This is a genomic window from Acidobacteriota bacterium (genome assembly GCA_016716905.1).
Taxonomy (GTDB): Bacteria; Acidobacteriota; Vicinamibacteria; order Vicinamibacterales; family SCN-69-37; genus SYFT01.
In genome coordinates this window covers 1899892-1923197 of sequence record JADJUS010000004.1, presented here as the reverse complement: position 1 = coordinate 1923197, position 23306 = coordinate 1899892, and the positions used below count along the sequence as shown (strand labels likewise).

Here is a 23306-nt window from a genome sequence, read left to right as displayed (position 1 = left end):
AGGACCCCGACCATCTCACCCCCATCTCACGTAATGCTCACGGCCTGCTGACGGCATTCGAGCCGCCACAGGCGTCTCTTACAGCATGAACACGACAGGCGTTCTTGGCGGGCTGCTTGAAATCGGGTTGCAACAGCCGCTGCACATCCGCGAGGAGCGCTTGTCCACGCGTCACGACGCATGCCGGCTGCTGTATGTCAGCGACATTCATCTCAGGAATGGGCGCACGGATCGGCTGTGCGGGCAGGTCGTGGAGGCGGCGCAGCGCTCCGGGCCGGATCTGGTGTTGCTGGGTGGCGACCTGGTGGATCGTTCGACCGAGCTCGGGTCTCTCGCCGATCTTGTGCGCAGGCTGGGCGAGGTGGCGCCGGTGCTTGCGATCGGCGGCAACCACGACCGCCGCGTCGGCATGGACCGCGTCTGCGATGCGGTGGTGCGTGGCGGGGGGCAGTGGATCCACGACACCAATGCACGGGTGGCGCATGGCAGGCGCGTGATCGCGATTGCCGGACCCGAAGGCGCGCCACCTGCCGAAGCGGACGTGCGCATCCTCTGCGCACACAACCCGCGGATCTGGAAACATTCCCGGCACGAAGGTTACGACCTCGTCCTGGCTGGGCACCTGCATGGATTCCAGGTAGTGGGCGGCGTCTATCGCGATCGCCTCTTTCCCGGGGCGCTCTTTTACCCCTATTGCTACCTGAGCCATCAGCGTGGTTCGAGCAGGCTTGTGGTCAGCCGCGGTGTGAGTGACCTTCTGCCGATCCGCTGGATGTGTCCTCGCGAAGTGGTGCTCTGTCATGTCTGACGCCGGACCAGTGCGGGCCACCGTGGTATCCGTGGCATGCCTCCTTCGGAGCCTGCCGCTGTTGTTTCGCGCTTCGCCACGGACGCCGCTGCGCATGCTGGGCATTGTGGCGTTCGACACGCTCCATGTCCTTCGCCATTCGCGGCCCTTGTCTCGCAGGAGAATCACCGAGCTTGCGATGTTCCTGGATTTTGAAGGATGTGCCAATGCGGTGTGGGACCGGAAGGCCCCGCCATTTTCCGAATGCCAGGCCACCCGGCGGTGGCTGGCACGCGCGGGCCTGGATGTGTGCGTTCAGCAATACCTGCATCGCCTTCGAGCCCTCGAAACAGCGCGGCCGGCCGTCGGTGGCGACCGACGGTGTTTCGACGCCGTTCGTTCGTACCGGGAGGGAGTGGCGCGACTGGCACTGGCCACGGCTGCCGCGATGGCGTTGAACCCTGACGGCCGTGAACAGGACCGCGGCGAGGCCCACACCGACGCCGACGTGGACACACTCTTCCGGATTCTGATGCAGTGTCAGATCATCGACGACGTGCTGGACTATGCGGAAGATGCCTCCGCGGGCTTACCGAGTTTTCTGACCGCCTCGGCGTCTCTTTCGCAGGCGCTGGACCTGACGGCCGACGCGGCGCGCGCCTATGCGGAGGGCTCAGGGCGAACCCGTAAAAGTGTTTTCCCGCTCCGTCTGGCGTTGTGGGGCTTCACCGTGGCGGCCACACGTATCCTTCGACTGGCCGGTCGACGCCATCGGTATGCGCGACAGGTGGCCCATCGGTGATGGAACGCCTGCAACAAACCGCCGGCCGGCTGATGAATCGTGTGCGAGTCAACGACGTACACGCAGCCGTGCGGGATGGCGCTCCTGTGTTCGTGAAGCAGCGCCGGGCAGGCGCACCGGTCGTCATCTGGTGCGCGAACATATTTCTGGCGCTGTCACGCAGCGGCACCTGCATGTTTCTTCGCACCAGCGAATGGACGGCCTGGGAAACCTATTGTGTGCAACTGCTGTATCCCGAGCGGCCGGGCGCCAGGGTTGAGTCAGGTTCTGCGGTGGTCCTTCCCAAGGTGGAAGGGACCAGTCTGCGGGCGATGGTTCGTCGGAACGACCCGGACGTGAGAACGGCCCTGGTGCTTGCCGCCCGCGAACTGCGCCGAGTCCATGAGATCCCGTGCCGCCACTACCGCGCTGAGTGGTCTCATGGTGATCTGCATCTCGACAATGTCCTCTGCGACGTGATCGGGCAGCGGGCGACCTTGATCGACTTCGATATCCGCCACGAATTCGGCGTCGCGGCCACTCTTCGTCAATGCGACGATGTGATGTCGGTGCTGCTGGAGTTGATCGGGGGGCCGGATGATCGATGGTTGCCGTTGGCCACCGCGTTCATCGAGGAATATCGCCGGCCTGTTGTGCTCCAGGCGCTGGGCCACCAACTGGTGGCGCCGCGCGGTTTTCCGAGGTGGCTCTGGTATGTCAGAACAAATAGCGCGCCCATGAAACAAACTGAGCCGCGGTTGCAGAAGCTCCGGCAGATCATGCACGCAGTCCAGGTAGTCAGCCATGACTGAAGCAGTCGAACGTCATCGCGCGGCGGTACGCGCACGCCTGCTGCGGTCGGACCATGTGGCCGCCGGGCCTGGAAGTGTGACCTGGAAGGTGAACCGCGAGGTGGTGGTGGTCGCCGGGTGGGGGCGTGCGATTCTCCTCCAACTCGCGCATCCATCAGTGGCTGCCGGCGTCCACGGTCACAGCGGTTTTCGGGGCAGCCTGCGCGCGAGCTTCCAGCGACTGCACTCCACGGTGGGCGCGATGTTGTCACTGACCTTCGGTCACACGGAAGAAATGATCGCGGCGGCGGCAGGCATCAACGCGATTCACGATCGCGTGCAAGGGCGCGTCAATGCCCCGGCCGGCGGGTCGTACTCCGCCCACGATCCCGACCTGCAACGGTGGGTGCATGCCACGCTCCTCGAATCGATCCCGTTGACCTATGAGCGCCTCGTAGGTCCGCTGACGCGTCGTGAGCGGGATCAGTATTGTGTGGAGGCCGCCATCATGGAGCCGCTGATGGGCATGCCGGCAGGCTGGCTGCCGCGCGACTCGGCGCAACTCGACGCCTACATGGCCGAAATGCTGGTGGGCGGGCGGATTGTGGTGACCGACACCAGCCGAGCGCTCGCCCGGGCCGTGTTGTACCCGCCAAAGTGGCAGGTGGCCTGGCCGGCATTTCGCGCGATGCAATTGCTCACTATTGGATCGCTGCCACCGGCGATTCGCGAGGCCTACGGATTCGCGTGGCACGCGCGTGACGAACGGGCACTGGCCCGCTGGACGACCGTGTTACGCGGCTCCCTTGTGGTGCTGCCTTCGCTCGCTCGTGAATGGCCCATCGCGCGTCGTCGGGCCGAGACCCTGGCGTAATCAGCGGCTGGCCACCCGGCGAGCCAGTGTGCGCACACGGTCTGCCAGCGGGCGCGGTTCCACAACCCGAACCCAGGGTCCGAAGCCCAGCAGCTCGACGGCCGCGTGATCGATGCTCTCGATCGGAATCGTGGCGGTCCTCCATCCATGCCGATCGGGTTGTGCACCACGAACGGCGTCAACCGCGTCCGCGCCCAGGCGTTCAATTCGAGAGAGCGCTGCCTTCGCGACCCGAATGGTCGCGCGTCCCTGGCGAAGGCCTTGCTCGAACCGCGCCAGTTCGGCCGCCCAGTGCTGCGCCAGGTGGAATGTCGCCGGCACGACGAACGTGTCCGTGAGCGGTGTGCATTCCAGAATCTGGCTGACCTTGAAGGTGCGAATCGCCTGTTTGCGGCGTGCGACGAGATACCAGACACCGGCCTTGATCACGAGGCCGAACGGATCAATCACACCCGTTGACGTTGTGGTCCAGCCGTCATAACCCACAGAGAGACGGGTCTGGGCCCACACGGCGCCGGCCACTTCTGACAAATACCGGGGCCGTTCCACACGCCGGTACCAATCCAGGGGGTCGAGGAGCACACGTTGCTGCAGGTGCCTCGCGCGGGTCGCCTGGCCAGAAGGCAACGCCGCCAGCACCTTTCGCTCGGCCGATGCCAGCGCGCCGGCCAGACCCAGATCGGCGGCTGGACCCGGCAGGCCCGCGAGTAGCAGGGACGTGGCTTCGTGAGGCGTGAGCCCTGTGAGCTGGGTGCGGTATCCGTCGGCCAACTGGAAGCCACCGCCGGGGCCACGATCCGCCACTACCGGCACACCTGAAGCGCTGAGCTCATCCACGTCTCTGTAGATGGTGCGCACGGAGACCTCAAACTCTTCGGCGAGGGCATCTGCAGTCACACACCCACGTACCTGCAGCGTCATGAGGATGGACAGGAGCCGGCTCGCACGCACGTGGAGATTGTACCGAAAGAATCCTGACGTTCGTTGTCAGGAATAGGCCTGTATCGTGACGGCATGTCAGAGGACCCCATGGAAATACACCGACGCACGTTGCTTCAACTGGCGGCATCCGGCCTCGCCGGATCGCTGGCCTTGTCCGCCTCGACTCTCGCCGCAGCGGCGGTCCGCCAGGTGCCGGCGGGAAAACCTGGCGACTTCGACTTTCTGGCGGGTCGATGGGCGATCGCCCATCGCCGCCTGAAAGCGGCCGGTGGAAAGGACTGGGACGAGTTCACGGGAGAGGCCACGTGCTGGACGATCCTGGGTGGCGTGGGCAGCGTTGAGGAACTGCGCATCCCAGCCAGGAATTTCAGCGGCATGGGCCTGCGGTTGCTCGACCTGGATCAGAAGATCTGGTCGGACTTCTGGGTTAATGGCAAAAGCGGCGTGTTGACCACACCCGGCACCACCGGCGGGTTTGCCAACGGCATCGGGACGTTCGAGGCCGACGACAAGGACGGTGACGTGTCGATCAAGGTGAGAGGTGTGTGGGACCGCATCACTCCAACGTCCTGCCGATGGCATCAGGCGGTGTCGCGGGATGGGGGAGCCACCTGGGAACCGAACTGGTTCATGGACTGGCGGCGCTCATAGGTCCTCACTGGAATCTCATCCAATGCTCACGTGTCATGGGTGAGGGCTCGTGTTACTGATCGATCAGTGAGCGCGAAGAAGATTCCGACGTGGCTGGTTCTGGGTGTGCTCGGCGTGGGCATGATCCCGCTTGCGGTGCTCGGGCTCTACACCTACACGACCGCCACGGCGCCAGTACTGCACTCCCGGAATTCCCCGTGAAGCAATGGCCCGTCACCGTTCGCCACTTGATGGGGCACGTGTCAGGCGTCAGGAACGACGCCGGTGACGAGGAACCGGTGACGGTGCGGTGCGAGCGCACGCTCGATGTCCTTCCCCGGTTTGCGAAAAGTCCGCTGCGGTTCGAGCCCGGCACCGAGTACCGTCAATCGAGCTGTGGCTGGATGCTCGTGAGTGCGGCGGTCGAAGCACGCCGGCAGACCTCGTGCGTTTTGGCCTGGCTGTGAACGGCGGCAAATTCCTGCAGCCAGGCACGGTCCGGTTGCTGCAGACGACGCAACGGGTGGCCTCGGGACAGGAAACGGGCTACGGCCTCGGTTGGGATCTTGAGTCCGTCACGCTGGCGGGACAGCAAATGACGACCGCCGGCGACGAGGGCGCCCTGCGGGGCGGGAACGTCGCGTCATTCATCTCGTTTCCCGGCCGCGGGCTGGTCGTCTCTGTGATTTCCAACACGTCGTTTGCGGAAACGAAGGCTCTCGCGCTGAAAATTGCGGATCGGTTCCTGACGCAGGCACGGCCCGAACTATTTCAGCCAGGGAAGCACTAGCGGATCAAAGCAGTTCGCGCGCGGCGTCGTGCCCCAGTACCCCGCGTGGATGCTGCCGCTCGAGAACAGTTGCGTCGGACCAATGACCTGATCCAGGTAACGGATCGAGGTGGGCGGGGGTGCGGCGAACGGAAGGGCATCGGCCACGCCTTCACTGCTGTCATCGCCGTTTCTGAGGTTCGACGCAAAGATGTCGGCAGCGTTGAAGACGTTGGTCCAGGGCATCCCGGGGCGGCGCGCCGTGCGATTGGCGATGTAGGCGGGTTGGTAGAGACGGACCAGATCGATGGGGCACCCAACCGTCGTCAACGACGAGATCGAGGCGACTGGCGCCGACGAACGCAGTGCGCCGGGCCTGGGGAAAAGTGATTCGAACAGCACCAGACTGCCGAAGCTGAACCCGAGCAGGTGGATGCTGCCGTTCCAGTCATTCTGACGGAGGCCGTCCACCGCTTCGTCAACGACCAGCGCCACGGTATCGGCGATCGCGCTTTCGTTGGTGACAAAACGCATCAGCCATTCCATGGATCCCGCCATCGCCAGCACGTGCTTACGAATCGCCGCCCAACCGGCGACAATGCCGAGCGACGACATGCCCAACACCCAGGGCGCTGCTTCGGGGCCAAACACTCCCGCGAACGGCAGGGACCGACCTGTGGCAAAGACCACGGAGTAGACGGCGACGATGGCTGCGAACACCAGCACCAGTACCATCACGAACCCTGCGACGAGTTGCACCTTGGTTCTCCAGGTCTTGCCGGGGCGCCCGAGGGCCCGGAGCAATTTCCACAGACCGAAGATCGCGAAAAACACTGAGCGCACCAGCCCTGGCACGACCGGACGGCCTGCCACGCCCGAGTCGGGCTCGAGCAGTCCCAGGTAGTCGAGCTCGAACAACTGGAGCACCGGCTTGTCCTTGCCGTCGATGATGGTCTTGCCCACCCGCAGGCCTTTGGGTGCGGTGACGGCCGCATCTGTCTTGGTGCTGTACTCGTCGGGCATCAAGCGGTCGATCGTGCGGGCCAACACCTCGGCCACGCCGTCGGCCGTATTGTGGCTGTACCGCCCGAGCCCCGGTGCGTAGATGAGAACTGGCGTTGGTCTGCTGGCCATCACAGTGCCCCCTTGCGTGCAGCAACCATACCTCAGGCGCCAGGCGGGACAGGCGCCGTTTTTGGTGCGACGGCCACGAGGGGCAGCAGCCAGTCCACGGGCAACAGGCGCCGGAGGATGACGCCGGCCGTCAGGCTCGCGGCCACCACGATCAGTGCGCCGGCGATTGAGGTGATTTCCGAGCGGGGGATGCCCGACCAATGGAGCGCGCTCGTGAAGAGGATGGCTCCGGCGTAGTGCAGGATGTAGACCACGAACGACCATCGCGCCAGGGCGCGCGCCCAGATGAAGGGTCGCGGTTGAATGGGCCGCAGCACGGCGATGAAGACCGCGATCGCATAGGCCTCACGTGACAGCGTTCCGTTGAGCCCCGTGACATGGACGACCATTGCCACCACGGCCGCGATGATCGTGCCGGTGCGGAATGCGGACGCCGAGTACCATTCGCGGATCGTGCGGTGGGCCAGACCGATCGCGATACCCGCCGGGATGTAGGCAAGAAACGGCACCACCAATTTGAGGCACTGCCGCAGGGTCGGGGCCGGGTAGGCGCCCCCTGGCAAAGAAAAATAGTCGGCCTGCCCCGAGAGGGACAACAGCCAGCGTTCAAGCCAGATCGGGTAGACCAGCGCGAGCACCACGCAGGCGGCGACGACCGGCCATCGCGCAAGCCGGCCACGTGCGACCCACCCCAGCACCGGAATCCACGCCACGGTGATCACGAACACCAGATGCAGAAACCAGAAGTGCATGTATGAGGTGAAGGCCAGACTGAGGGGAGGCAGCATCGGCGCCTGGCCGAGCAGCCACGGGCGCACCATCCACCAGCCTATCCAGTAGAGGTACGACCAGACGAGCGAGGGCAGGAGCAGACGCATGACCCTGGCGCGCACGGCCTCGCCAAACGCCCGTGAGGGCGTACGGTCAAACGCCACGGCCATCACGAAGAAGCTCCCCATGATGAGCCCGGGGAAGGCGAAATCCCTGATGCGGAGAATGACGTCGCTGGTCTCGCCGCCGCTGAGCACATGCACGTGGAGCAACACGACTGAGAACATGGCGAGGCCTCGAAACAGGTCGAGGCCGTCGTAACGTGCCGACTGAAGATTCACTCGGTGGAAAGGATACCCGGGACGGCTTATGATCGGTGAGCATGAATCTGATTGAAGAGAAGTTCGCGAAGCTGGGCACCGATCACGCGCCTGGCCAGGAAGTGCGACAGGCGGCGGGCATCCCGGATGCCGACATGCGCGGGGAGCCGCTGCCTGGAGTCCCGGTCGATTTTTCGCACGGTGATGTGAATGACAACGCTTTCGCGCCCACGCCCGGCGCGCTGGAAGAGTTTGTCGAGGGTGTGCATCGCGGCGGGCCGCAGGCCTACACCGAGTACCGCGGCGGCGCTGAACTGCGCGGCCGCGTGGCTGGACACCTGGCCGCGTTCACCGGCCGACCCGTGTCCGGGGCGCAGGAGTTGATCATCACGCCCGGCACGCAGGGGGCGCTGTTCCTCGCGCTCGGGGCCACGGTGGCCGCCGGTGACAAGGTCGCCATTGTGCGGCCCGACTATTTCGCCAACCGCAAGCTGGTGGCGTTCCTGGGCGCAGAAGCCGTACCCGTGCGGATGAATCACCTGGCGCACACCGATGGCGCCGGTCTGGATCTGGACGAGCTCGAGGGCGCCTTCAAGACCGGTGTCCGGACGTTCTTGTTTTCCAATCCCAACAATCCTGCCGGTGTGATCTATTCCCCGGCGGAAATAGCGGGCATCGCGGCGCTGGCCAACCGATACGGCGTGACCGTGATCGTCGATCAGCTCTACTCGCGCATGCTGTTTACCGGTCAGGTCTACACACACCTGCGCGCGTCGTCCATCAACGCCGACCATGTGATCACGATCATGGGACCGTCGAAGACCGAGTCGCTGAGCGGGTATCGCCTGGGTGTGGCGTTTGGTGCCGCGCATCTGATTGACCGCATGGAAAAGCTGCAGGCGATCGTCTCTCTGCGTGCGCCGGGGTATTCCCAGGCCGTGTTGCGGACCTGGTTCAACGAGCCGGCCGGATGGATGGAAGACCGCATCGCGAAACACCAGGCCATCCGCGATGACCTGATGGCGGTGTTCGGCACGGTGCCTGGGTTGGCCGCACGCGCACCTCAGGCGGGCAGTTATCTTTTCCCTCGCCTGCCGGCGCTGGGCATCTCGTTGCATAGCTTCGTGCGCGCGCTGCGCACGCAGGCCGGTGTCACGGTGACACCGGGGACCGAGTTCAGCCCGGACTGCACGGACAGCATTCGCCTGAACTTTTCACAAAACCACCAGGCCGCCGTGCACGCCGTGGAGCGGACGGTGCAACTCATTGAGCGCTATCGCGCCTGAACAACAGGAATCACCATGACCCGCAAGACATTCACCAGTGACATTGCGCCGTTGCCGGCCGGCTCGTACAACATCGCCGTCGAGGCCGGCGGCCTCGTGTTCCTGGCGGGGCAGACGCCCCGCGACCGCGACAACGTCAGGCACGGCGACAAGCCGTTTGCCGTGCAGGCCCGCATGACACTCGACAACCTCGAGGCCGCTGCCAATGCGGCGGGCTTGTCACTGAAAGACGCGGTGCGGGTTGGCGTGTTCCTCAGAAACCCGGCGGACGCCAAAGAGTTCGACGCGATCTACAGGGAATACGTCGGCGATCCCCTGCCGGCCCGAACGCTGGTCCAGTCCAGCTTCGCGGGTTTCGACATCGAAGTGGACGCGGTGCTCGTGAGGCCGAGCGCCTGACGGAAGGTGCCAGAAAAAGACGTCGGGTGTCTTTTTGGCGGCGGTAGGCAAAAAGACACCCGACGTCTTTTTCTGGCTGTCAGTCCCCCTGAACGCTGGTGGTGGCTGCTTCACGACGGCCGCGGTACATGTCGCGATCGGCTTGGTCGATGAGCGGGGCCAGATGTTCGGCGTCCTGGGGCACGGCGACACAGCCAATACTGACATCCACGTCGTCGGGCAGCCCGCGCACGATGGCCGACTCAAGGAAGACGTGACGGATGTCGTCGGCCTTCGCGCGGGCGCTGGCCTCGTCTGTCGAGAGCAGCACCAGGAATTCATCCCCGCCCCAGCGCAACACGTAGTCGGATCGGCGGGTGTGTGCCCGCAGGATGGTGGAGAGGGTTTTGAGCACTCTGTCGCCGGTGTCGTGGCCGCGGGTGTCGTTGATGGTCTTGAAGTGGTCGATGTCGATATAGAGCAGGGAGAGGGGCAGGCCGTATCGCCGGTGCTGCGCGAGTTCGTGCGTCTCGATTTCCTCGAGGAAGCGGCGGTTGTAACAGCGGGTCAGCGGGTCGGTGATCGCCATCGCGCGCATTTCGTCGCGGCTTTCGCGAACGGCGGCGCCGGACGTGCGCAGTTCCTCAATCACATCCTCGAAGATCAGCAGGTGCATGCCGAGCATGATGAGCGCGGCCGAGATGAAGTTGATGTACGTGATGTTCGTGGTGGCTTGGGAGATGGCGCCGTCTGACGCGGCGACAAACGCTGCGGTGACGTTGACGCCGATGATGCCGATCACGCCGATGCCCGCGACGAGCGCCCCGACAAACCTGTACTGATGCGCTGCGCGCAGGTACCGCATCGCGCCCCTGGCCTGCCACGCGCACATCAGGACGAATGCCGGCACGATGACCGCGCGCGGTCGCATGAAGAGGGCGGCGACGCTGATCCAGGCCACGCCTGCCGCCGCACTCCACAGGAAGGCACGCGACATCGTTGCCGGCTCCCGAAACCACACTCCGGCAAAACGAAGTCCGGCGCCGAAGACGAGCGCCGCGATTGCCCACGTGGCGATGGCCAGTCGGCCAGACACCAGATAGCCGGGGACGTCGGCGACGCCTGGGCCCGCAGAATCAACGCTCAACACCAGGAGCATGACGCTGGCCGCGAGCCAGGCGGCGACACCGGCCAGCACATAGGGCCGCGGTCGAAAGAGATACAGAAGAAACAGTGTACCGGCGGGCACCAGCACGGCCAGGCCGACGGCCTTGCGGATCTCCAGTGTGACCACCGGCAGGGGCCGCGCCAGCGCCCAGTCAGCCTGGCCGGCGAACGCGATTAGGGGGGACAGAACGTCTACCATTCGTTACTCGCGCTCCGGGCCTATCCGCGTAGGATACACCTCACCCCGCCGAGCGATGGTGCCGAACCGTCAGCACGGCGAGCACCAGGAACGGGATGGTGGAAGCGAAAATTTTCACATTGAAGCTCATCAGGCCGATCAGGCACATGAACGCGAGCAGCAGGCCGATGCCCGCTATCCCCGCATACGTGAGTCTTTTGCCTGGGGTCTGCTGAAAGAGGGTGGCCACGAGCGCCAGTTGCCCCAGCAACGGCAGCAGGGTGAAGGGATGCAGAACCTCGCCCGGACTCGTCAACCCCTTCACGATCAAGTCCGCCTCCGCCTGAAACAGGAACAGGGACTGGTCCTGCCCCCACTCCAGATACCCAATCAGCGAGGTGAGCAGCACTCCCAGATTCAGCAGTTTGCTTCGCCTCACGGCCGTCGCCCGCCCACCAGTGTGCCACCGATCCAGGCCATCGGCAGGTACATGGCGACAAGGTCCAGCGTGACGACCCACGCGGGAAACGGCACCATCAGCGCCGCAGCGATGCCCCCGGCCATGTGAAGCGCGCCAATGCCAAGCGCCAGCTTCATTCTGTGGCTCACGGCAAGGAATGCGGCGGTGGCGCCGCCGGCCATCGAACCCACCGCATGCTCGAAGAAGGCCGGGATCCACTGCTGCGCTTCATAGAGAGGCACGGCCGCCGTGAGCCCTTCGATGGTGGAAAGATCCACACCGGCCGGTGGCGGGATCGCCGCGTTGCCGAGTGCGATCGCGGCGTACTTCGCCACGCCGAGCGCAACGAAGCCGCCAAGGAACGCCAGGGTATTTCGCACGGCTGCATTCATAGGCCGGGAGGATACCATTCACCCGGAGGATTCATGCCCGCCATCTCGCGACGCCACTTTGTGGGTGCCCTGGGCACCACCGCTGGACTCGGTTGCCTTCCGTACACACCGGTTTTGGCCAATCCGGCGACCCAGGCCGATCGGGTCGTCCACCTGGCCGGCGACGGCATTGGCATCAGCCCGCGTGAGTACGCCGCGCTGCTTGGCCGGCTGTGCCAGAGCAAGGACGTGGCCGAGGACAACTACCTGCTTGGTGGGGAAGTGGAGCAGTTCGAACGCCACTGGGCACAGTTGCTGGGCAAAGAGACTGCGGTGTTTTTTCCATCGGGGACACTGGCGAATCAACTGGCGCTCCGCGCACTGGCGGGCTCGAAAAAACGAGTCATCGTTCCCGAGATGAGCCACATCTACAACGACACCGGCGACGCCTGCCAGACGTTGTCGGGGCTCACGCTGATGCCGCTGGCGCCGGGCCGTGCCACCTTTACGAAGGCGGATGTCGAAGCGGTGCTGGCGCGCACCGCAAGCGGCCGCGTGGCCACCGACGTCGGTGCGATTGCGATCGAGAGCCCAATCCGCCGCCTGTCTGGGCAGATGTTCGACTGGAACGAGGCCAAGGCCATCTCGGCGCTCGCTCGCGATCGTGGCATCGGGATGCACCTGGACGGCGCGCGCCTGTTTATCGCGTCCGCTTACACCGGCATCTCGCCGGCGGAGTACTCCGCGCCCTTCGATACGGTCTACGTGTCGCTGTGGAAGTATTTCAACTCAGGCATTGGCGCCATCCTGGCTGGGCCAAAACGCGTGCTCGACGGAATGTTTCATGTGCGCCGAATGTTCGGCGGCAACCTCGCCGTTGGCTGGAACGCCGCTCTGGTGGCGCGGCACTACATGGACGGTTTCGAGGGCCGGCTGAAGACCGCAGTGCAGACGTCCGAGGCGTTTTATTCCGCGATGGCAAAACACCCGCGGATGGGAATCGAACGCATTCCCAACGGCACCAACCTTGCGCGCGTGACGTTCAAGGGCGTGTCGCCCGCCGACGTGGCTCGACGCCTGGCCGATCGCAGCATTGCGATGTCGGCGCCGCCGACGGGCCAAACACTCACCTTCGGCGTAAATGAAACGTGGAACCGCATGAGCGCGCCAGAGTTGATCCGGGCGTTCGAAGACGTTTTCGAAGACGTTTTCTCTTGACGACTCGTCGACGACGATGGCACCGTCGTCAGTGACGGCTCGTCGTCAAATTCTGCGATGTGTCACCGGGGCAGAGTGGAAGAAACTGCGACATATGACGACCATCTGTCGTTTTGTCGGCCGGAATTCTCTAAACCCGGTTACGGCATGAGATCTGCTGGTGTAGGGCACCAGGAGGTAGACGATGGCGACGATCGAAGAGCGGATGGTAGGCGTTGAGGTGCGGACCAAGGCGTTGGAGGGGACGATGGCGGATACCAGTCGGACGATGTTGGCGGTTGATGCGGATCTCAAGACGATGATTGCCGCGCTGGATGCACGGATGGAGCGGAGGTTCGATTCGCTCGACCGGCGTTTCATGTCGGTGCTGGCGGTGCAGTTCACTACGCTATTCGCGATGATCGCCGCCGCCTTCGGCGTGATCACCCGGTTGATGTGAAAGGCGGCGGGCGACGCCGTCGCCACGTGACATGAGCGTCACACCGGTTGTCTAGAGTCGCGGCATGCGCCGCCTCGTTGTAAGTGTCTCCTGCCTCGTGACTCTCGCCTTGTCTACGACGGCGCACCCGCAGCCTTCAGGGCCCAGCCCGACAATGGTGGTGCTTGGGGGGGAACTCACCAGAGCCGACAAGGGCACATACCAGGAGCACCCGTTCACGGTCCCGGCCGGAGTGACGCGGATCGATTTCGAATTCACGCATTCACACAAGGACGCCGGCACACAGCTGGAAGTGGGCCTGTTTGATCCGATGCGATTCCGCGGCACGAGTCGCTTCAGCAAGTCGCGCTTTTTCATTGCGGAGGGTCACGCCACGCCTTCGTACAGCACCGGGCCGCTGCTCGCGGGAACGTGGCGCTTGTCACTCGGTGTCCCAGCGATTGGCGCTGATACGCGCGCCACCTGGCAGGTCAGAATTCGCCTGTCGTTTGCGGCTGATACGCGCCCAGGCGTCCCGACGCCGCTCAGAGCCGGGCCGGCGTGGTTTACGGGCGATTTCCACGCCCACACCGTGCACAGCGACGCCTTTGATTGTCAGGATGGTCCCGAAGCAGTCAAGCGGGGTTGTCAGCCGTGGGAAGTCGTGGAAGCCGCACGAGCGCAGCGCCTCGATTTTCTGGCAATCACCGATCACAACACCACCAGCCACCACGCCGAAATGGCTACGCTGCAAGAAGGAAGCCCCGACCTGCTGCTCATTCGCGGCCAGGAGCTCACCACATTCCGCGGACACGCCAACGTGTACGGCACGAGCGCGTTCATCGATTTTCGCCTCGGCTTTCAAGGGCGGCACATGGGGCACGTGATTGATGATGTCGAGCGAGCCGGCGGCGTTTTGTCCATCAACCACCCCGGCCGGGAAACTGGCGATCGGTGCACGGGCTGCGGGTGGGACGCGCCGGCGACCCCGTGGGCGAAAGTCCCAGTGCTGGAAGTCGTCAACGGCCCCACGGTCGAAGGGCCAACGGCGGGCCTCGGCTTCTGGCATCAGCGGCTGAACGAAGGACACCGGATCATCGGGATCGGCGGCAGCGACGATCACGCCGCGCGATCGAGCCGAAGTCGCATCGGCGCGCCCGCCACCGTCGTGTTTGCCTCAGACCTCTCGGAAACCGGAATTCTTGAGGGCGTGCGGGCTGGGCGCGCTTACATCCGGACGCGAGGCACGCCTGGCCTGGCTGTCGATATTGCGGTGACAGCGAGCGGACGGGAGACAAGTATGGGCGGCGTCGTGACCCTGTCGGAGGCCACGATGGTCGAACTGCGAATCGACACACAATCGGCGTTGGGGCAACGCGCCGAGGTCGTCCGCAACGGTGAGGTGGTCGCCTCGATCCTGATCGACGCCGCTGCTGTGCGACACTCCCTGCGCCTGGCCCCGGGGCAGTGGGTAAACGTGCAACTGCGTGACGACAACGGATTGTCGGCGATCTCGAATCCTGTCTTCGTCAGGCCGCCGCAACTGCGACTTGTTACCGCAGCCAGCGGACCAGGAACGACACGCCCATCACCAGCACGAACACCTGCGACAACCGGTTGAGTGCGGGACGGCGCCTGACGATGAGTTGGTCGGCGAAGGAGACCACCAGCAGCGCGGGCACCGTGCCTGCGCCGAAGAACGCCAGTGCGAGCGCGCCGTCAACAAGACCGCCCTGTGCGATAGCGCCGACCACCGCGGTATAGACCAATCCACACGGCAGTAGCCCCAGGGCCAGGCCCAGCGGGAAGGGGTGCGCCGGCATCTGTGCGCTCAGCCTGGTCACCGCGCGCGACACCCAACTTGCGCGCAGCACACGCGGGCCCGCGTCCATCAACACGGCCAGACTCCACGCCACCAGCATCACGCCCGCCAGGACCATTGCCGCCTGCTGCAGACCGACCATATCCCCGGCGCGGCCAACCACCAATCCCATGGCCCCTGCCGCGGCGCCAAGCAACATGTACGTTGTGATCCGGCCGGCTGTATACCAGGTGTGCGCGAGCCAGGCTGGTCGTGTGTCACCGGCATATTGCCGCGCCACGATCATCACAAACGGCGAACACATGCCCACACAGTGCCCGAACCCGCCGAGCAGGCCCAGAGTCAGAAAGCCAAGCAGGTCGAGGTGCGGGGCAATGGCGTGCGAGTGGTCCATGGGAACATCGCGTCAGGACTGATAGGCCAGGCACTCTGCCAGCGACGGGTCTTTCAGCGGCACCGCATCGTGTCTGGCAAGCGCCCAGCCAAACACCAGCGTGAAGAGGCCGAGGAATCCCAGCGTGACGAGCAACTCCACCACCGGCAACTGTGCGTGCGCGGGCTCGTCGCCATGGCCAAGCGCGGGCGCCACCATCAGATACAACTCCCAGAACTGCGCGACCAGGATCAGGATCGCCATCGGCACCAGGCGCGACGGCGTCCGTTTGGCTGCGCGTGGCAGCAACACCATGAACGGCACCACAAACTTCAACAGCGGCAACAGCACCATGTAGGGCAGCCAGCCGTTGGCTGCTCGGCGCAGGAAGTACACAGTCTCTTCAGGAAGATTCGCATACCAGATCAACATGAACTGGCAGAAGTAGATGTAGGCCCAGAATCCGGTCCACGCAAACAACATCTTGCCCAGTGAGTGCAGGTGGTGTTCGTTCAGGAATCCGCGGAGCGTGCCTGACGCAACGAACAGTCCGGCCACGACCGCGACGAATGCGGTGCCGGTCTGCATCACGTCCGTGAAGACCAGCACGGCCATCATCGTGGAGAACCAGTGAGGCTCGAGCGACATCAACAGATAGAAGCTGACCACGCTGAGGGTGAGCGCGAAGATGACAATGAAGATGGCCGAGAACGTGCGCCGTTGTCCCGTCAACGCCACGCCGCCTTGATCGTCCTGGCGGTACGACGCGCCGACAATCAACCGGCCGAATACCACCCACAGCAACAGGCTTCCTCCGACCAGCGCCCAGAACATTCCCATGTTGAGGAATGGCGCCTTGTGCAGAAGCAGAGGATCAGCCGCGACCACGCTGTCATGAGTCCACTCGTAGAGGGAGTGTGCGCCAAGGCCGAGAGCAAGGGCGAGCAGACCGCCGGGAATCAACCAGGCCGTCATCGCCTCTGGAATCCGCCTCATCGTCACCGACCACGCGGCGCCAGAGAGATTCAGGATTGCGAGCCATGCCGCGCCGAACACCCCGAGGCCCAGAGTGAAGAACACACCGATGAGATACGCGCTCCACGCGCGCGTGCTGTCGCCGGTGCTGAAGGTCCAGGCCAGCGTCGCGGCGCCGACCACGGCCGCCAGCGCGGCCAGGCTTCGCACCGTGACGGGGAGTGTCAGGCGCGCCGGCGGTGGCGCAAGTTCGAAGGAGTGGGTGTGGCTCATGAAATCCTCACTTGACTGGTGCCGCCGAAGCCGGCGTTGTCGAAGGCGTCGCCGGCGGAGGCGCAACGGGTTCTGTGGCCTGCATCTGCCTGATGTAGTGCACCACCGACCAGGCGTCACGGGCATCGATTTGCCGGGCGTGGCTCGGCATCGACCCCTGGCCCCGCATGGGACGATGGAAGATCTGGCCGTCGGGCCAGTCGCGCACTTTTTGCGTCATCAGGCTCGGCGGTTTTGGAAAGAGCGCCGTGACGTGGCCATCGCCGGCGCCGCGTGGACCGTGGCACGTGATGCAGACGTTCTCGAAGACGAATCGACCGTGTGCGAGCACCTCTGGGGTGGGCGGGAGTGGATTCACCAGTTCGGCGCCCGCACGGTCCGCCTCATTCTGCGCGTAGGGGTACGGCGTGTCGTTCACCGCCACTGTGCCGATTTGCGGTTCGAGCATGCCGGTGGGGCGACCGCCAAACGGATCGCGGCGCTGGGGCTTCATCTTCGACTGATCCACCATGTCGAGCCGGTTGCCTTCGCGGTGCGGCATGCGTCCGGCCGGCAGGCCGACGTCGCAGCCGGCCAGCACCAGTGTCAGCGCTCCAAGCACGAGGGCAGGGGTACGGTTACTCACGGATCCCTCCAGTGACATCAACAAGCCGCACATGGTCCGCGCCCAGGGATTTCACAAACCCGCGCGGGTCGTCGTGCGTCCATTTGGGATCGGTCGCGGCAATCCAAATCACGAAGCGATCCACCGTCGCACCGGTGGGGAGCAGCGGTGGTGGCGGCCGCAGCTGGCCCGTCCGTTTGCCTGCCACCACCGCGATGATGGCGGTGCCAATGGCGGCCCAGAACACCATGGCCTCAAACGTGATGGGGATAAACGCCGGCCACGACAAAAAGGGCTTGCCGCCGAAGTTCATCGGCCAGTCCCACACCATCACGTAGTTCTGCAGCCCCTGGGCGAAGGCGATCCCGCCAAACGCCAGGGCGAGCGTCGCCCACGGAATCCAGGATCGCTTCAGGCCCATCGCGTCATCCATCCCGTGCACCGGGAATGGCGTGAGCATGTCGAAGTGTGTCCAGCCGGCCTCCCGCGCCTTCTGCGCGGCGGCCAACGCGTCATCTGGCTCGTAGAAGTCGCCGAGCACTCCGGCGCTGGCATCAGGTGTCATCGCGTCAGTCCTCCTGCGCGCACGGCGCGCGCCACCTTCGGGTCCATCACGCCCTTCACTTCGGAAATCGCCACGACCGGAAGGAACCGGACGAAGAGGAGGAACAGGGTGAAGAAGAGCCCGAAGGACCCCAGCAGAATGGCGTAGTCCCAGAACGTGAGCGCATACATGCCCCACGACGAGGGCAAATAGTCGCGGTGCAGGGAGGTCACGACAATGACGAACCGTTCGAACCACATGCCCACGTTGACCAGAATGGACACGATGAACAGCACCAGTGTGTTGCGGCGCATCGCCTTGAACCAGAACACCTGCGGGACGATCGCGTTGCAGGTGAACATGATGGCGTAGGCCCACCAGTAGGGGCCAAAGGCCCGGTTCTTGAACACGAATCCTTCCCACTCGCTGCCCGAATACCAGGCCATGAAGAACTCGGTGGAGTACGCGAAGCCGACCAGCATGCCGGTGAGCATGAGGATCTTTGCCATCGCCTCCATGTGGTTGATGGTGATGTAGTTCTTCATGCCGAAATAGCCGCGCATGAACGTCATGAGCGTGATGACCATCGCGAAGCCGGAGAAGATGGCACCGATGACGAAATAGGGCGGGAAGATCGTGGTGTGCCACCCGGGCATGATCGACGTGGCGAAGTCGAACGAGACGATGGTGTGGACCGAAAACACCAGCGGCGTGGCGAGCGCGGCCAGCACCATGTACGCCGATTCGTAGTGGTGCCACGCGCGGTTTGAGCCCGTCCACCCGAAGCTGAGCGCGTTATAGAGCTTCTTGCGCCACGGGTGGGTGGCGCGGTCACGCACGGTGGCCAGGTCGGGTAACAGACCGAGGTACCAGAACGTGAGTGAGACCAGTCCGTAGGTCGAGATCGCAAAGATGTCCCAGGCGAGCGGTGAGTTGAAGTTGACCCAGAGGGGACCGCGGGCGTTGGGATACGGCACGAGCCAGTACGCGAACCACGCGCGGCCGAGGTGGATGACTGGAAAGATGCCCGCGCAGGCCACCGCAAACAGCGTCATGGCTTCGGCGGCGCGGTTGATGCCCGTGCGCCATTGCTGGCGGAACAAATACAACACCGCCGAGATCAGCGTGCCGGCGTGACCAATGCCGATCCAGAACACGAAGTTCACGATGAACGAGCCCCAGCCGACCGGCTGATTGACGCCCAGGATGCCCATGCCACCGTAGAAGAGCGTGATCAGCGAGAAGACCAGCACCGAGAGGCACGCCAGCGCCACACTGAAGGCAATCCACCAGCGTCGGGTTGGAAACTGTTCCGCGTGCATGCAGATGTCGCGGTCCACTTCCGCCCACTTCTTGGCGCCCGTGACGAGCGGTTCGGGGATTTCAATGTCGCCGCCATACGGACCCGCGCCCGCAAGTACGATCGGCCGGCCTGTGAGCTGGCTGTCGTCCATTACCGTCGCGTACGGACTGGGCTCATGCCTGGTCATTGCGCACCTTCGTCAGATAAGAAACAGAGGGCTTCACGCCCAGCGCGTCGAGCAGTTTCATCGCACGTGGGTGCCCGGCGAGGGCCGCCACCTGCGAGTCGGGGGCATTGATGTCGCCAAACGTGATGGCGCGGGTGGGGCAGGCTTCCATGCAGGCGGGCACCACTGAACCCTCTGGCAGATGGTCTTTCGGTTGCCCGTTGCGTGTCGCCTCGGCCGTGGCCGCCCGGATGCGCTGGACGCAGAACGAGCACTTCTCCATGACGCCGCGGCTGCGCACCGTGACCTCCGGGTTGTTCTTCATCTGCATCGGCTCGCGCGCATTCAGATCGGAGTTGGCCGCAATCTGGGGCACCAGCCACCGGAAGAATCCGCTCTCCTGCTTCTTGCTCAGCTCCCAGTAGTTGAACCGGCGCACCTTGAACGGGCAGTTGTTGGCGCAGTACCGCGTTCCGACGCAGCGGTTGTAGATCTGCTGATTCAGCCCATCGGCACTGTGCATGGTCGCCACAAACGGGCAGACCGTTTCGCAGGGCGCGTTTTCGCAGTGCTGGCACAACATGGGTTCAAAGAGCGCCTTCGGCTCCTCGGTCACTTCGAGTGGGCCGTCCCAGACCTCGGCGTCCCAGCCGCCTTCTTTGAGTGGGGCATCGTAGTAGCGGTCGATGCGCAGCCACGACATCTCGCGGCCCGCGATCATGCTCGACGGTCCAACCACGGGGATGTTGTTTTCGGCCTGGCAGCCGATCACGCACTTCGCGCAGCCGGTGCACTTGGTGAGGTCGATGGCCATCGCCCAGCGCGCCTTCGGATATTCGTGCGCCGGCCACGCGGAGGGACCACCAGCCGTTTGTTCGGTGCCGGCCCGGGCATCCTTCTGATACTCGGACAACGTGGTGGTGGGCACCAGCGGGCGGCGGGCCCGATCGATCACATCGGAGCCCTGCGCGAGGGCGAGAGGCGTGTGACCGCCGGCCTTGCGAATGGTCACCGGCAGCCCGGCGCCAATCACTCGTCCATCAATGAGCTGGCGCAAGGGAAATGCGTTGGGGCCGATACCGTTACCGATCACGCCACACGCCGTGCGCCCAAACCCGAGGGGCAGTGCGAGTTGGTCGTGGTGCATGCCGGCGTGTCGGTATGCCGGCGCCACGATCGTCGCGTGGCCGGCATTCACCTCGATCAGATCGCCATTGGCCAGCCCCATTTCGTCAAAGCGCCTCGGAGCGAGCGACAGGGCGCCACCCCAGGTCAGGCGCGTGATCGGGTCGGGCAACTCGTGCAGCCAGCCGTTGTTGCCGGGGCGGCCGTCGCCCATGGCCAGATCGGGATAGAGCTGAAGTTCCAGCGTGTCTGCTGCTGTCATCGCTGCCAGGCGGGGCAACGCCTCGAGAGCGGCCGCGCGGAAGACGCGGGGCGCCGCGGGGGCCACTGGGCCTTGCCATCCACCGGTTCGAAGGACGTCGGTCCAGGCGAGTTCAAATGCCGGGGAGGCCGGAGCAAGTCCAAGGCGGGTGGCCCATGCCGCGCGTAGATAGTGGTACGCCGGGCTCGGGCTGGGGCCGCGCTGGCCTGTGCCGACAGCCGGGGCAGCGGCAGGGGGCAAGGCCGCGGCGACAGCCGCGAGAGCGGTCAGGTCACCCAGGGCAGCGGCCCAGTCCACCAGCACGTCGAGCAGTCCGCGTGAATTGTGAAGCGCCGGAATCACCGGCTGTTGCACCGCGACGTACCCTGCAGGCAACGTCTCGTCACCCCAGCATTCAAAGGGATGACTTGCGGGAGCCAGAAAGTCGGCCGCCGCCGATGTTTCATCAAGCCGGTCATTGAGCGAAACCACAAACGGCACTTTGCCGAATGCTTCGGACAGTCCGAGACTTGAAGGCGCGTCATACAACGGATTCGGGCCGGCGACGATGAGCCCTTCGATGGCGCCGCCATTCATCTCCGCGGCAAGGGCCTGCAGCGCGGCGCCATGTCCCGACGTGCGGCCTGTCGGCCGGTCTTCGAGAAGGCCTGCGTCAAAGGCGCCAATCGTGATGTTGAGCGCAAGAGCAATCAGCTCAATGGCTGGTCCCTGGGCGGCGGTGCTCGCGGCTCCACCCGCGACCACGATCGCTCGTCGTGACTCCTGGGCCAACTCGTCTGCCAGCGACCGGAGCACAACTGGATCGAGCCCGGTGGCGACTGCCACGGTTGAGATCGCAAAGGGCGCCAGTGCCTGTGCCACCGTGGCATCACCCGCAAGAGGGCCTCGTCCGCGCACCACGATGAGTTCGTGCGCCAGCGCCGCACCGATCGCCGCGAGGTGTGAGTCGCGCGCACGGATGCGCTGGTCGGCGTTGGCGCCGGTGAGGGTCAACCGTCCCTCCAGCTGGATGAACCGGCTCATGCGTGCATCACCGGTCCCGTCCGGGGTGCGGCGCGCCGCAAACAGTGGTTCGAGGCCGGCGCCAGGGCGATCCAGGAACTCGGCTCCAAGGCCGAGGATCAGATCAGCCTTGTCGAGTCGAGGGCGGCCGACCGCTGGTGTGCCGAACGCCTCGTTCCACGCCCACGCCGTGTCGAACTCGTCGATCGGCGCCCACTCGATGTGACGCAACCCGGTGCTCGCACCCAGTGCGGCAATGGCCGACAACATCGCCGGGCTGCTGACGGGGCCGGTCAGCAGCACCGCCCGCGGACCTGCTGCCTTCAGACGTGCCACGACCTGCGCGCTGACCGCGTTCCAGTTTGTGCTGACCGTGGGGCCGGCGCTGCGCCTGACCGACACGGGGCCACGGCCGCGGTCGGGGTCATACAGATCCATGAGGGCGGCCTGATGACGCACCGTGAGGCCACGGCCGGTGACTTCGTTCGCACGCGGCGTCACGAGAATGGGCCGGCCCTCACGCGTGCGCACAAGCACAGGCGTGCCGTCGATCACGGTATGGAAGAAACGCGCATGGCCGAGGCCACCCACCAGTTCCGACGGCATGTCGTGGAAAGGCACGGTGGCTTCCGGTGGAATCTGACAACCGGCGCTGGCCAGGGCGCTTGCGGCGGCCACTGTGCTGGTCAGCCGCAGGAACTCGCGCCGGTCGATGCCGGTGCCTTCCTGCGGGCTGGCGATGTCGTGCTCGTTCATACAGCTCTCCCTACCTGTGGCACGTGATGCAATCGGTGGACGCCTTCATTTCAGGCTTCCGGTGGCAGTCCACACACCACTGCATGTTGAAAGTGGTCTGCACGGACACGATCTCCATGTTGGCGACGTCGCCATGGCAGTTCTGGCACACCACCATGGGCTTGCCGTTGGCGTCCACGAGCGGCAGCTTCGGCCGCCCGAGTTCATCCTTGGCGTTGAGATGCGCGGAGTGGTCGTAGTACACGAAGTCCGGCAGGTCGTGCACCTTCACCCACGGAATCGGTTCTCCGCTGGCCCAGTACTCCCGCAACTTCAGCACCCACTCGCGGTTGAGACCCACCGTTGAGTGGCAGTTCATGCAGACGGCCGTGGACGGCACCGTCGAGTGCCGGCCTTTGTAGGGCATCGTGTGGCAATACACACAGGGGATGCCAAACCCGCCGAGGTTGACCCGCACACCTTTGTCGTCGACCTGCCAGTCGGGGGCTCCCGCCATGCGTTTGTGCGAAAACGGGATGGGCTGGCGCGGCGCGTATCCCTGGCGCGCATTGCTCAGCGCGTACGACAGCGTGCCGATGCATGCGAGCCCGATTGTGACGATCACCACACGTATCACTGTCGGCCTCTTCATTCGTCAACTCTCCGTGTCGAAGTGTTCAGTCGAGATTCCTGGCGACGAGACGGCTCCTCATCGTCAAACAGAATGCGGATGGCCGGCGTGTCGAGGTCGTCGAACTGACCGGTGCGCGCGGCCCACACGAAGAACCCGACGGCGATCGCCGCAATGAGCAAGGCGAGGGGCAACAGCACGAACAGTGCCTCCATG

Annotated in this window: 26 protein-coding genes; 12 read left to right on the top strand and 14 right to left on the bottom strand. The window is 64.7% G+C overall.

Translation table 11 applies throughout. The features are described from left to right. The first annotated feature begins 85 nt into the window (after positions 1–85). The 4 genes from IPL75_12635 to IPL75_12620 are packed head-to-tail and all read left to right on the top strand — an operon-like array spanning position 86 to position 3233. Positions 86–808, top strand: coding sequence for a metallophosphoesterase family protein (locus IPL75_12635; protein MBK9241085.1), 723 nt, complete (start codon positions 86–88; stop codon positions 806–808). After that, positions 801–1589, top strand: a complete 789-nt coding sequence (locus IPL75_12630) for a hypothetical protein (GenBank protein MBK9241084.1) — start codon at positions 801–803, stop codon at positions 1587–1589. Before IPL75_12635 ends, IPL75_12630 begins: the two co-directional genes overlap by 8 nt. Then, positions 1589–2380: a hypothetical protein gene (locus IPL75_12625; protein MBK9241083.1), complete on the top strand. Its 792-nt coding sequence runs from the start codon at positions 1589–1591 to the stop codon at positions 2378–2380. Before IPL75_12630 ends, IPL75_12625 begins: the two co-directional genes overlap by 1 nt. Further along, positions 2373–3233, top strand: a complete 861-nt coding sequence (locus IPL75_12620; GenBank protein ID MBK9241082.1) for a DUF2236 domain-containing protein — start codon at positions 2373–2375, stop codon at positions 3231–3233. Before IPL75_12625 ends, IPL75_12620 begins: the two co-directional genes overlap by 8 nt. Here the strand turns inward: IPL75_12620 and IPL75_12615 are convergent, their stop codons facing one another. Then, on the bottom strand, positions 3234–4184 hold the full coding sequence (locus tag IPL75_12615; protein ID MBK9241081.1) for a YafY family transcriptional regulator: 951 nt from the start codon (positions 4182–4184) through the stop codon (positions 3234–3236). Positions 4185–4262: 78 nt separating this feature from the next. On the opposite strand from IPL75_12615, the gene IPL75_12610 reads away from it, so the two are divergent. From IPL75_12610 to IPL75_12600, 3 genes are all read left to right on the top strand, one after another. Next, complete coding sequence (locus tag IPL75_12610; GenBank protein MBK9241080.1) at positions 4263–4826, top strand: hypothetical protein; 564 nt, start codon at positions 4263–4265, stop codon at positions 4824–4826. Positions 4827–5023: 197 nt separating this feature from the next. After that, positions 5024–5272, top strand: a complete 249-nt coding sequence (locus IPL75_12605) for a serine hydrolase (GenBank protein MBK9241079.1) — start codon at positions 5024–5026, stop codon at positions 5270–5272. Further along, positions 5251–5595 carry a serine hydrolase gene (locus tag IPL75_12600; GenBank protein ID MBK9241078.1) on the top strand — a complete coding sequence of 115 codons (345 nt, stop codon included), beginning with the start codon at positions 5251–5253 and terminating at the stop codon, positions 5593–5595. The genes IPL75_12605 and IPL75_12600 overlap by 22 nt, the downstream gene beginning before the upstream one ends. Here the strand turns inward: IPL75_12600 and IPL75_12595 are convergent. Together IPL75_12595 and IPL75_12590 are read right to left on the bottom strand one after the other, a co-directional pair. Then, complete coding sequence (locus tag IPL75_12595; GenBank protein MBK9241077.1) at positions 5572–6708, bottom strand: hypothetical protein; 1137 nt, start codon at positions 6706–6708, stop codon at positions 5572–5574. The genes IPL75_12600 and IPL75_12595 overlap by 24 nt on opposite strands. A 32-nt stretch (positions 6709–6740) precedes the next feature. Beyond that, positions 6741–7820, bottom strand: coding sequence for an acyltransferase family protein (locus tag IPL75_12590; protein MBK9241076.1), 1080 nt, complete (start codon positions 7818–7820; stop codon positions 6741–6743). A 41-nt stretch (positions 7821–7861) separates the two neighbouring features. On the opposite strand from IPL75_12590, the gene IPL75_12585 reads away from it, so the two are divergent. Beyond that, the gene (locus IPL75_12585; GenBank protein MBK9241075.1) at positions 7862–9085 is read left to right on the top strand and encodes a pyridoxal phosphate-dependent aminotransferase; all 1224 of its coding nucleotides are present in this window, start codon (positions 7862–7864) and stop codon (positions 9083–9085) included. A 15-nt stretch (positions 9086–9100) separates the two neighbouring features. Further along, complete coding sequence (locus IPL75_12580) at positions 9101–9484, top strand: RidA family protein (protein ID MBK9241074.1); 384 nt, start codon at positions 9101–9103, stop codon at positions 9482–9484. Between the two features lie 79 nt (positions 9485–9563). Here IPL75_12580 and IPL75_12575 read toward each other — a convergent pair whose 3' ends face one another. From IPL75_12575 to IPL75_12565, 3 genes are read right to left on the bottom strand one after another with little or no spacing between them, the layout of a single operon-like run. Next, positions 9564–10829, bottom strand: a complete 1266-nt coding sequence (locus IPL75_12575; protein MBK9241073.1) for a GGDEF domain-containing protein — start codon at positions 10827–10829, stop codon at positions 9564–9566. 40 nt (positions 10830–10869) lie between these two features. Then, the gene (locus IPL75_12570; GenBank protein MBK9241072.1) at positions 10870–11247 is read right to left on the bottom strand and encodes a hypothetical protein; all 378 of its coding nucleotides are present in this window, start codon (positions 11245–11247) and stop codon (positions 10870–10872) included. After that, on the bottom strand, positions 11244–11648 hold the full coding sequence (locus IPL75_12565; GenBank protein MBK9241071.1) for a hypothetical protein: 405 nt from the start codon (positions 11646–11648) through the stop codon (positions 11244–11246). The genes IPL75_12570 and IPL75_12565 overlap by 4 nt, the downstream gene beginning before the upstream one ends. Positions 11649–11693: 45 nt before the next feature. Between IPL75_12565 and IPL75_12560 the strand changes: the two genes are divergently transcribed. The 3 genes from IPL75_12560 (at position 11694) to IPL75_12550 (ending at position 14896) form a co-directional block, all read left to right on the top strand. Next, positions 11694–12857 (top strand): DegT/DnrJ/EryC1/StrS family aminotransferase, encoded by a 1164-nt coding sequence (locus tag IPL75_12560; GenBank protein MBK9241070.1) that lies wholly within the window; start codon positions 11694–11696, stop codon positions 12855–12857. Positions 12858–13041: 184 nt separating this feature from the next. Beyond that, positions 13042–13296, top strand: a complete 255-nt coding sequence (locus IPL75_12555; GenBank protein MBK9241069.1) for a hypothetical protein — start codon at positions 13042–13044, stop codon at positions 13294–13296. Between the two features lie 64 nt (positions 13297–13360). Next, positions 13361–14896: a CehA/McbA family metallohydrolase gene (locus IPL75_12550; protein MBK9241068.1), complete on the top strand. Its 1536-nt coding sequence runs from the start codon at positions 13361–13363 to the stop codon at positions 14894–14896. On the opposite strand, the gene IPL75_12545 is transcribed toward IPL75_12550, so the two are convergent. The 8 genes from IPL75_12545 to ccoS all read right to left on the bottom strand — a co-directional run bounded on the left by IPL75_12545 (position 14829) and on the right by ccoS (position 23305). Further along, entirely contained in the window at positions 14829–15491 is a 663-nt protein-coding gene (locus IPL75_12545) for a sulfite exporter TauE/SafE family protein (GenBank protein MBK9241067.1), read from the bottom strand. The two genes, IPL75_12550 and IPL75_12545, sit on opposite strands and share 68 nt — an antisense overlap. Before the next feature lie 12 nt (positions 15492–15503). After that, the gene (locus IPL75_12540; protein MBK9241066.1) at positions 15504–16718 is read right to left on the bottom strand and encodes a hypothetical protein; all 1215 of its coding nucleotides are present in this window, start codon (positions 16716–16718) and stop codon (positions 15504–15506) included. A 7-nt stretch (positions 16719–16725) separates the two neighbouring features. Beyond that, entirely contained in the window at positions 16726–17343 is a 618-nt protein-coding gene (locus IPL75_12535) for a cytochrome c (GenBank protein MBK9241065.1), read from the bottom strand. Then, positions 17336–17887: a DUF3341 domain-containing protein gene (locus IPL75_12530; GenBank protein ID MBK9241064.1), complete on the bottom strand. Its 552-nt coding sequence runs from the start codon at positions 17885–17887 to the stop codon at positions 17336–17338. Before IPL75_12530 ends, IPL75_12535 begins: the two co-directional genes overlap by 8 nt. Continuing rightward, positions 17884–19188, bottom strand: coding sequence for a polysulfide reductase NrfD (gene nrfD / locus IPL75_12525; protein ID MBK9241063.1), 1305 nt, complete (start codon positions 19186–19188; stop codon positions 17884–17886). The genes IPL75_12530 and nrfD overlap by 4 nt, the downstream gene beginning before the upstream one ends. A gap of 154 nt (positions 19189–19342) precedes the next feature. Beyond that, entirely contained in the window at positions 19343–22480 is a 3138-nt protein-coding gene (locus tag IPL75_12520; GenBank protein ID MBK9241062.1) for a 4Fe-4S dicluster domain-containing protein, read from the bottom strand. Positions 22481–22490: 10 nt separating this feature from the next. Then, positions 22491–23111: a cytochrome c3 family protein gene (locus tag IPL75_12515; GenBank protein MBK9241061.1), complete on the bottom strand. Its 621-nt coding sequence runs from the start codon at positions 23109–23111 to the stop codon at positions 22491–22493. Beyond that, on the bottom strand, positions 23108–23305 hold the full coding sequence (gene ccoS / locus IPL75_12510; protein ID MBK9241060.1) for a cbb3-type cytochrome oxidase assembly protein CcoS: 198 nt from the start codon (positions 23303–23305) through the stop codon (positions 23108–23110). The genes IPL75_12515 and ccoS overlap by 4 nt, the downstream gene beginning before the upstream one ends. Position 23306: the final 1 nt, after the last annotated feature.

Coding starts and splice junctions, on each gene's coding strand:
- IPL75_12635 (MBK9241085.1), top strand. CDS start 86: ATGAACACGACAGGCGTTCTTGGCGGGCTGCTTGAAATCGGGTTGCAA.
- IPL75_12530 (MBK9241064.1), bottom strand. CDS start 17,887: ATGACACCTGATGCCAGCGCCGGAGTGCTCGGCGACTTCTACGAGCCA.
- IPL75_12575 (MBK9241073.1), bottom strand. CDS start 10,829: ATGGTAGACGTTCTGTCCCCCCTAATCGCGTTCGCCGGCCAGGCTGAC.
- IPL75_12560 (MBK9241070.1), top strand. CDS start 11,694: ATGCCCGCCATCTCGCGACGCCACTTTGTGGGTGCCCTGGGCACCACC.
- IPL75_12610 (MBK9241080.1), top strand. CDS start 4,263: ATGGAAATACACCGACGCACGTTGCTTCAACTGGCGGCATCCGGCCTC.
- IPL75_12595 (MBK9241077.1), bottom strand. CDS start 6,708: ATGGCCAGCAGACCAACGCCAGTTCTCATCTACGCACCGGGGCTCGGG.
- IPL75_12585 (MBK9241075.1), top strand. CDS start 7,862: ATGAATCTGATTGAAGAGAAGTTCGCGAAGCTGGGCACCGATCACGCG.
- IPL75_12555 (MBK9241069.1), top strand. CDS start 13,042: ATGGCGACGATCGAAGAGCGGATGGTAGGCGTTGAGGTGCGGACCAAG.
- IPL75_12540 (MBK9241066.1), bottom strand. CDS start 16,718: ATGAGCCACACCCACTCCTTCGAACTTGCGCCACCGCCGGCGCGCCTG.
- IPL75_12580 (MBK9241074.1), top strand. CDS start 9,101: ATGACCCGCAAGACATTCACCAGTGACATTGCGCCGTTGCCGGCCGGC.
- IPL75_12625 (MBK9241083.1), top strand. CDS start 1,589: ATGGAACGCCTGCAACAAACCGCCGGCCGGCTGATGAATCGTGTGCGA.
- nrfD (MBK9241063.1), bottom strand. CDS start 19,188: ATGCACGCGGAACAGTTTCCAACCCGACGCTGGTGGATTGCCTTCAGT.
- IPL75_12550 (MBK9241068.1), top strand. CDS start 13,361: ATGCGCCGCCTCGTTGTAAGTGTCTCCTGCCTCGTGACTCTCGCCTTG.
- IPL75_12520 (MBK9241062.1), bottom strand. CDS start 22,480: ATGAACGAGCACGACATCGCCAGCCCGCAGGAAGGCACCGGCATCGAC.
- IPL75_12620 (MBK9241082.1), top strand. CDS start 2,373: ATGACTGAAGCAGTCGAACGTCATCGCGCGGCGGTACGCGCACGCCTG.
- ccoS (MBK9241060.1), bottom strand. CDS start 23,305: ATGGAGGCACTGTTCGTGCTGTTGCCCCTCGCCTTGCTCATTGCGGCG.
- IPL75_12630 (MBK9241084.1), top strand. CDS start 801: ATGTCTGACGCCGGACCAGTGCGGGCCACCGTGGTATCCGTGGCATGC.
- IPL75_12545 (MBK9241067.1), bottom strand. CDS start 15,491: ATGGACCACTCGCACGCCATTGCCCCGCACCTCGACCTGCTTGGCTTT.
- IPL75_12515 (MBK9241061.1), bottom strand. CDS start 23,111: ATGAAGAGGCCGACAGTGATACGTGTGGTGATCGTCACAATCGGGCTC.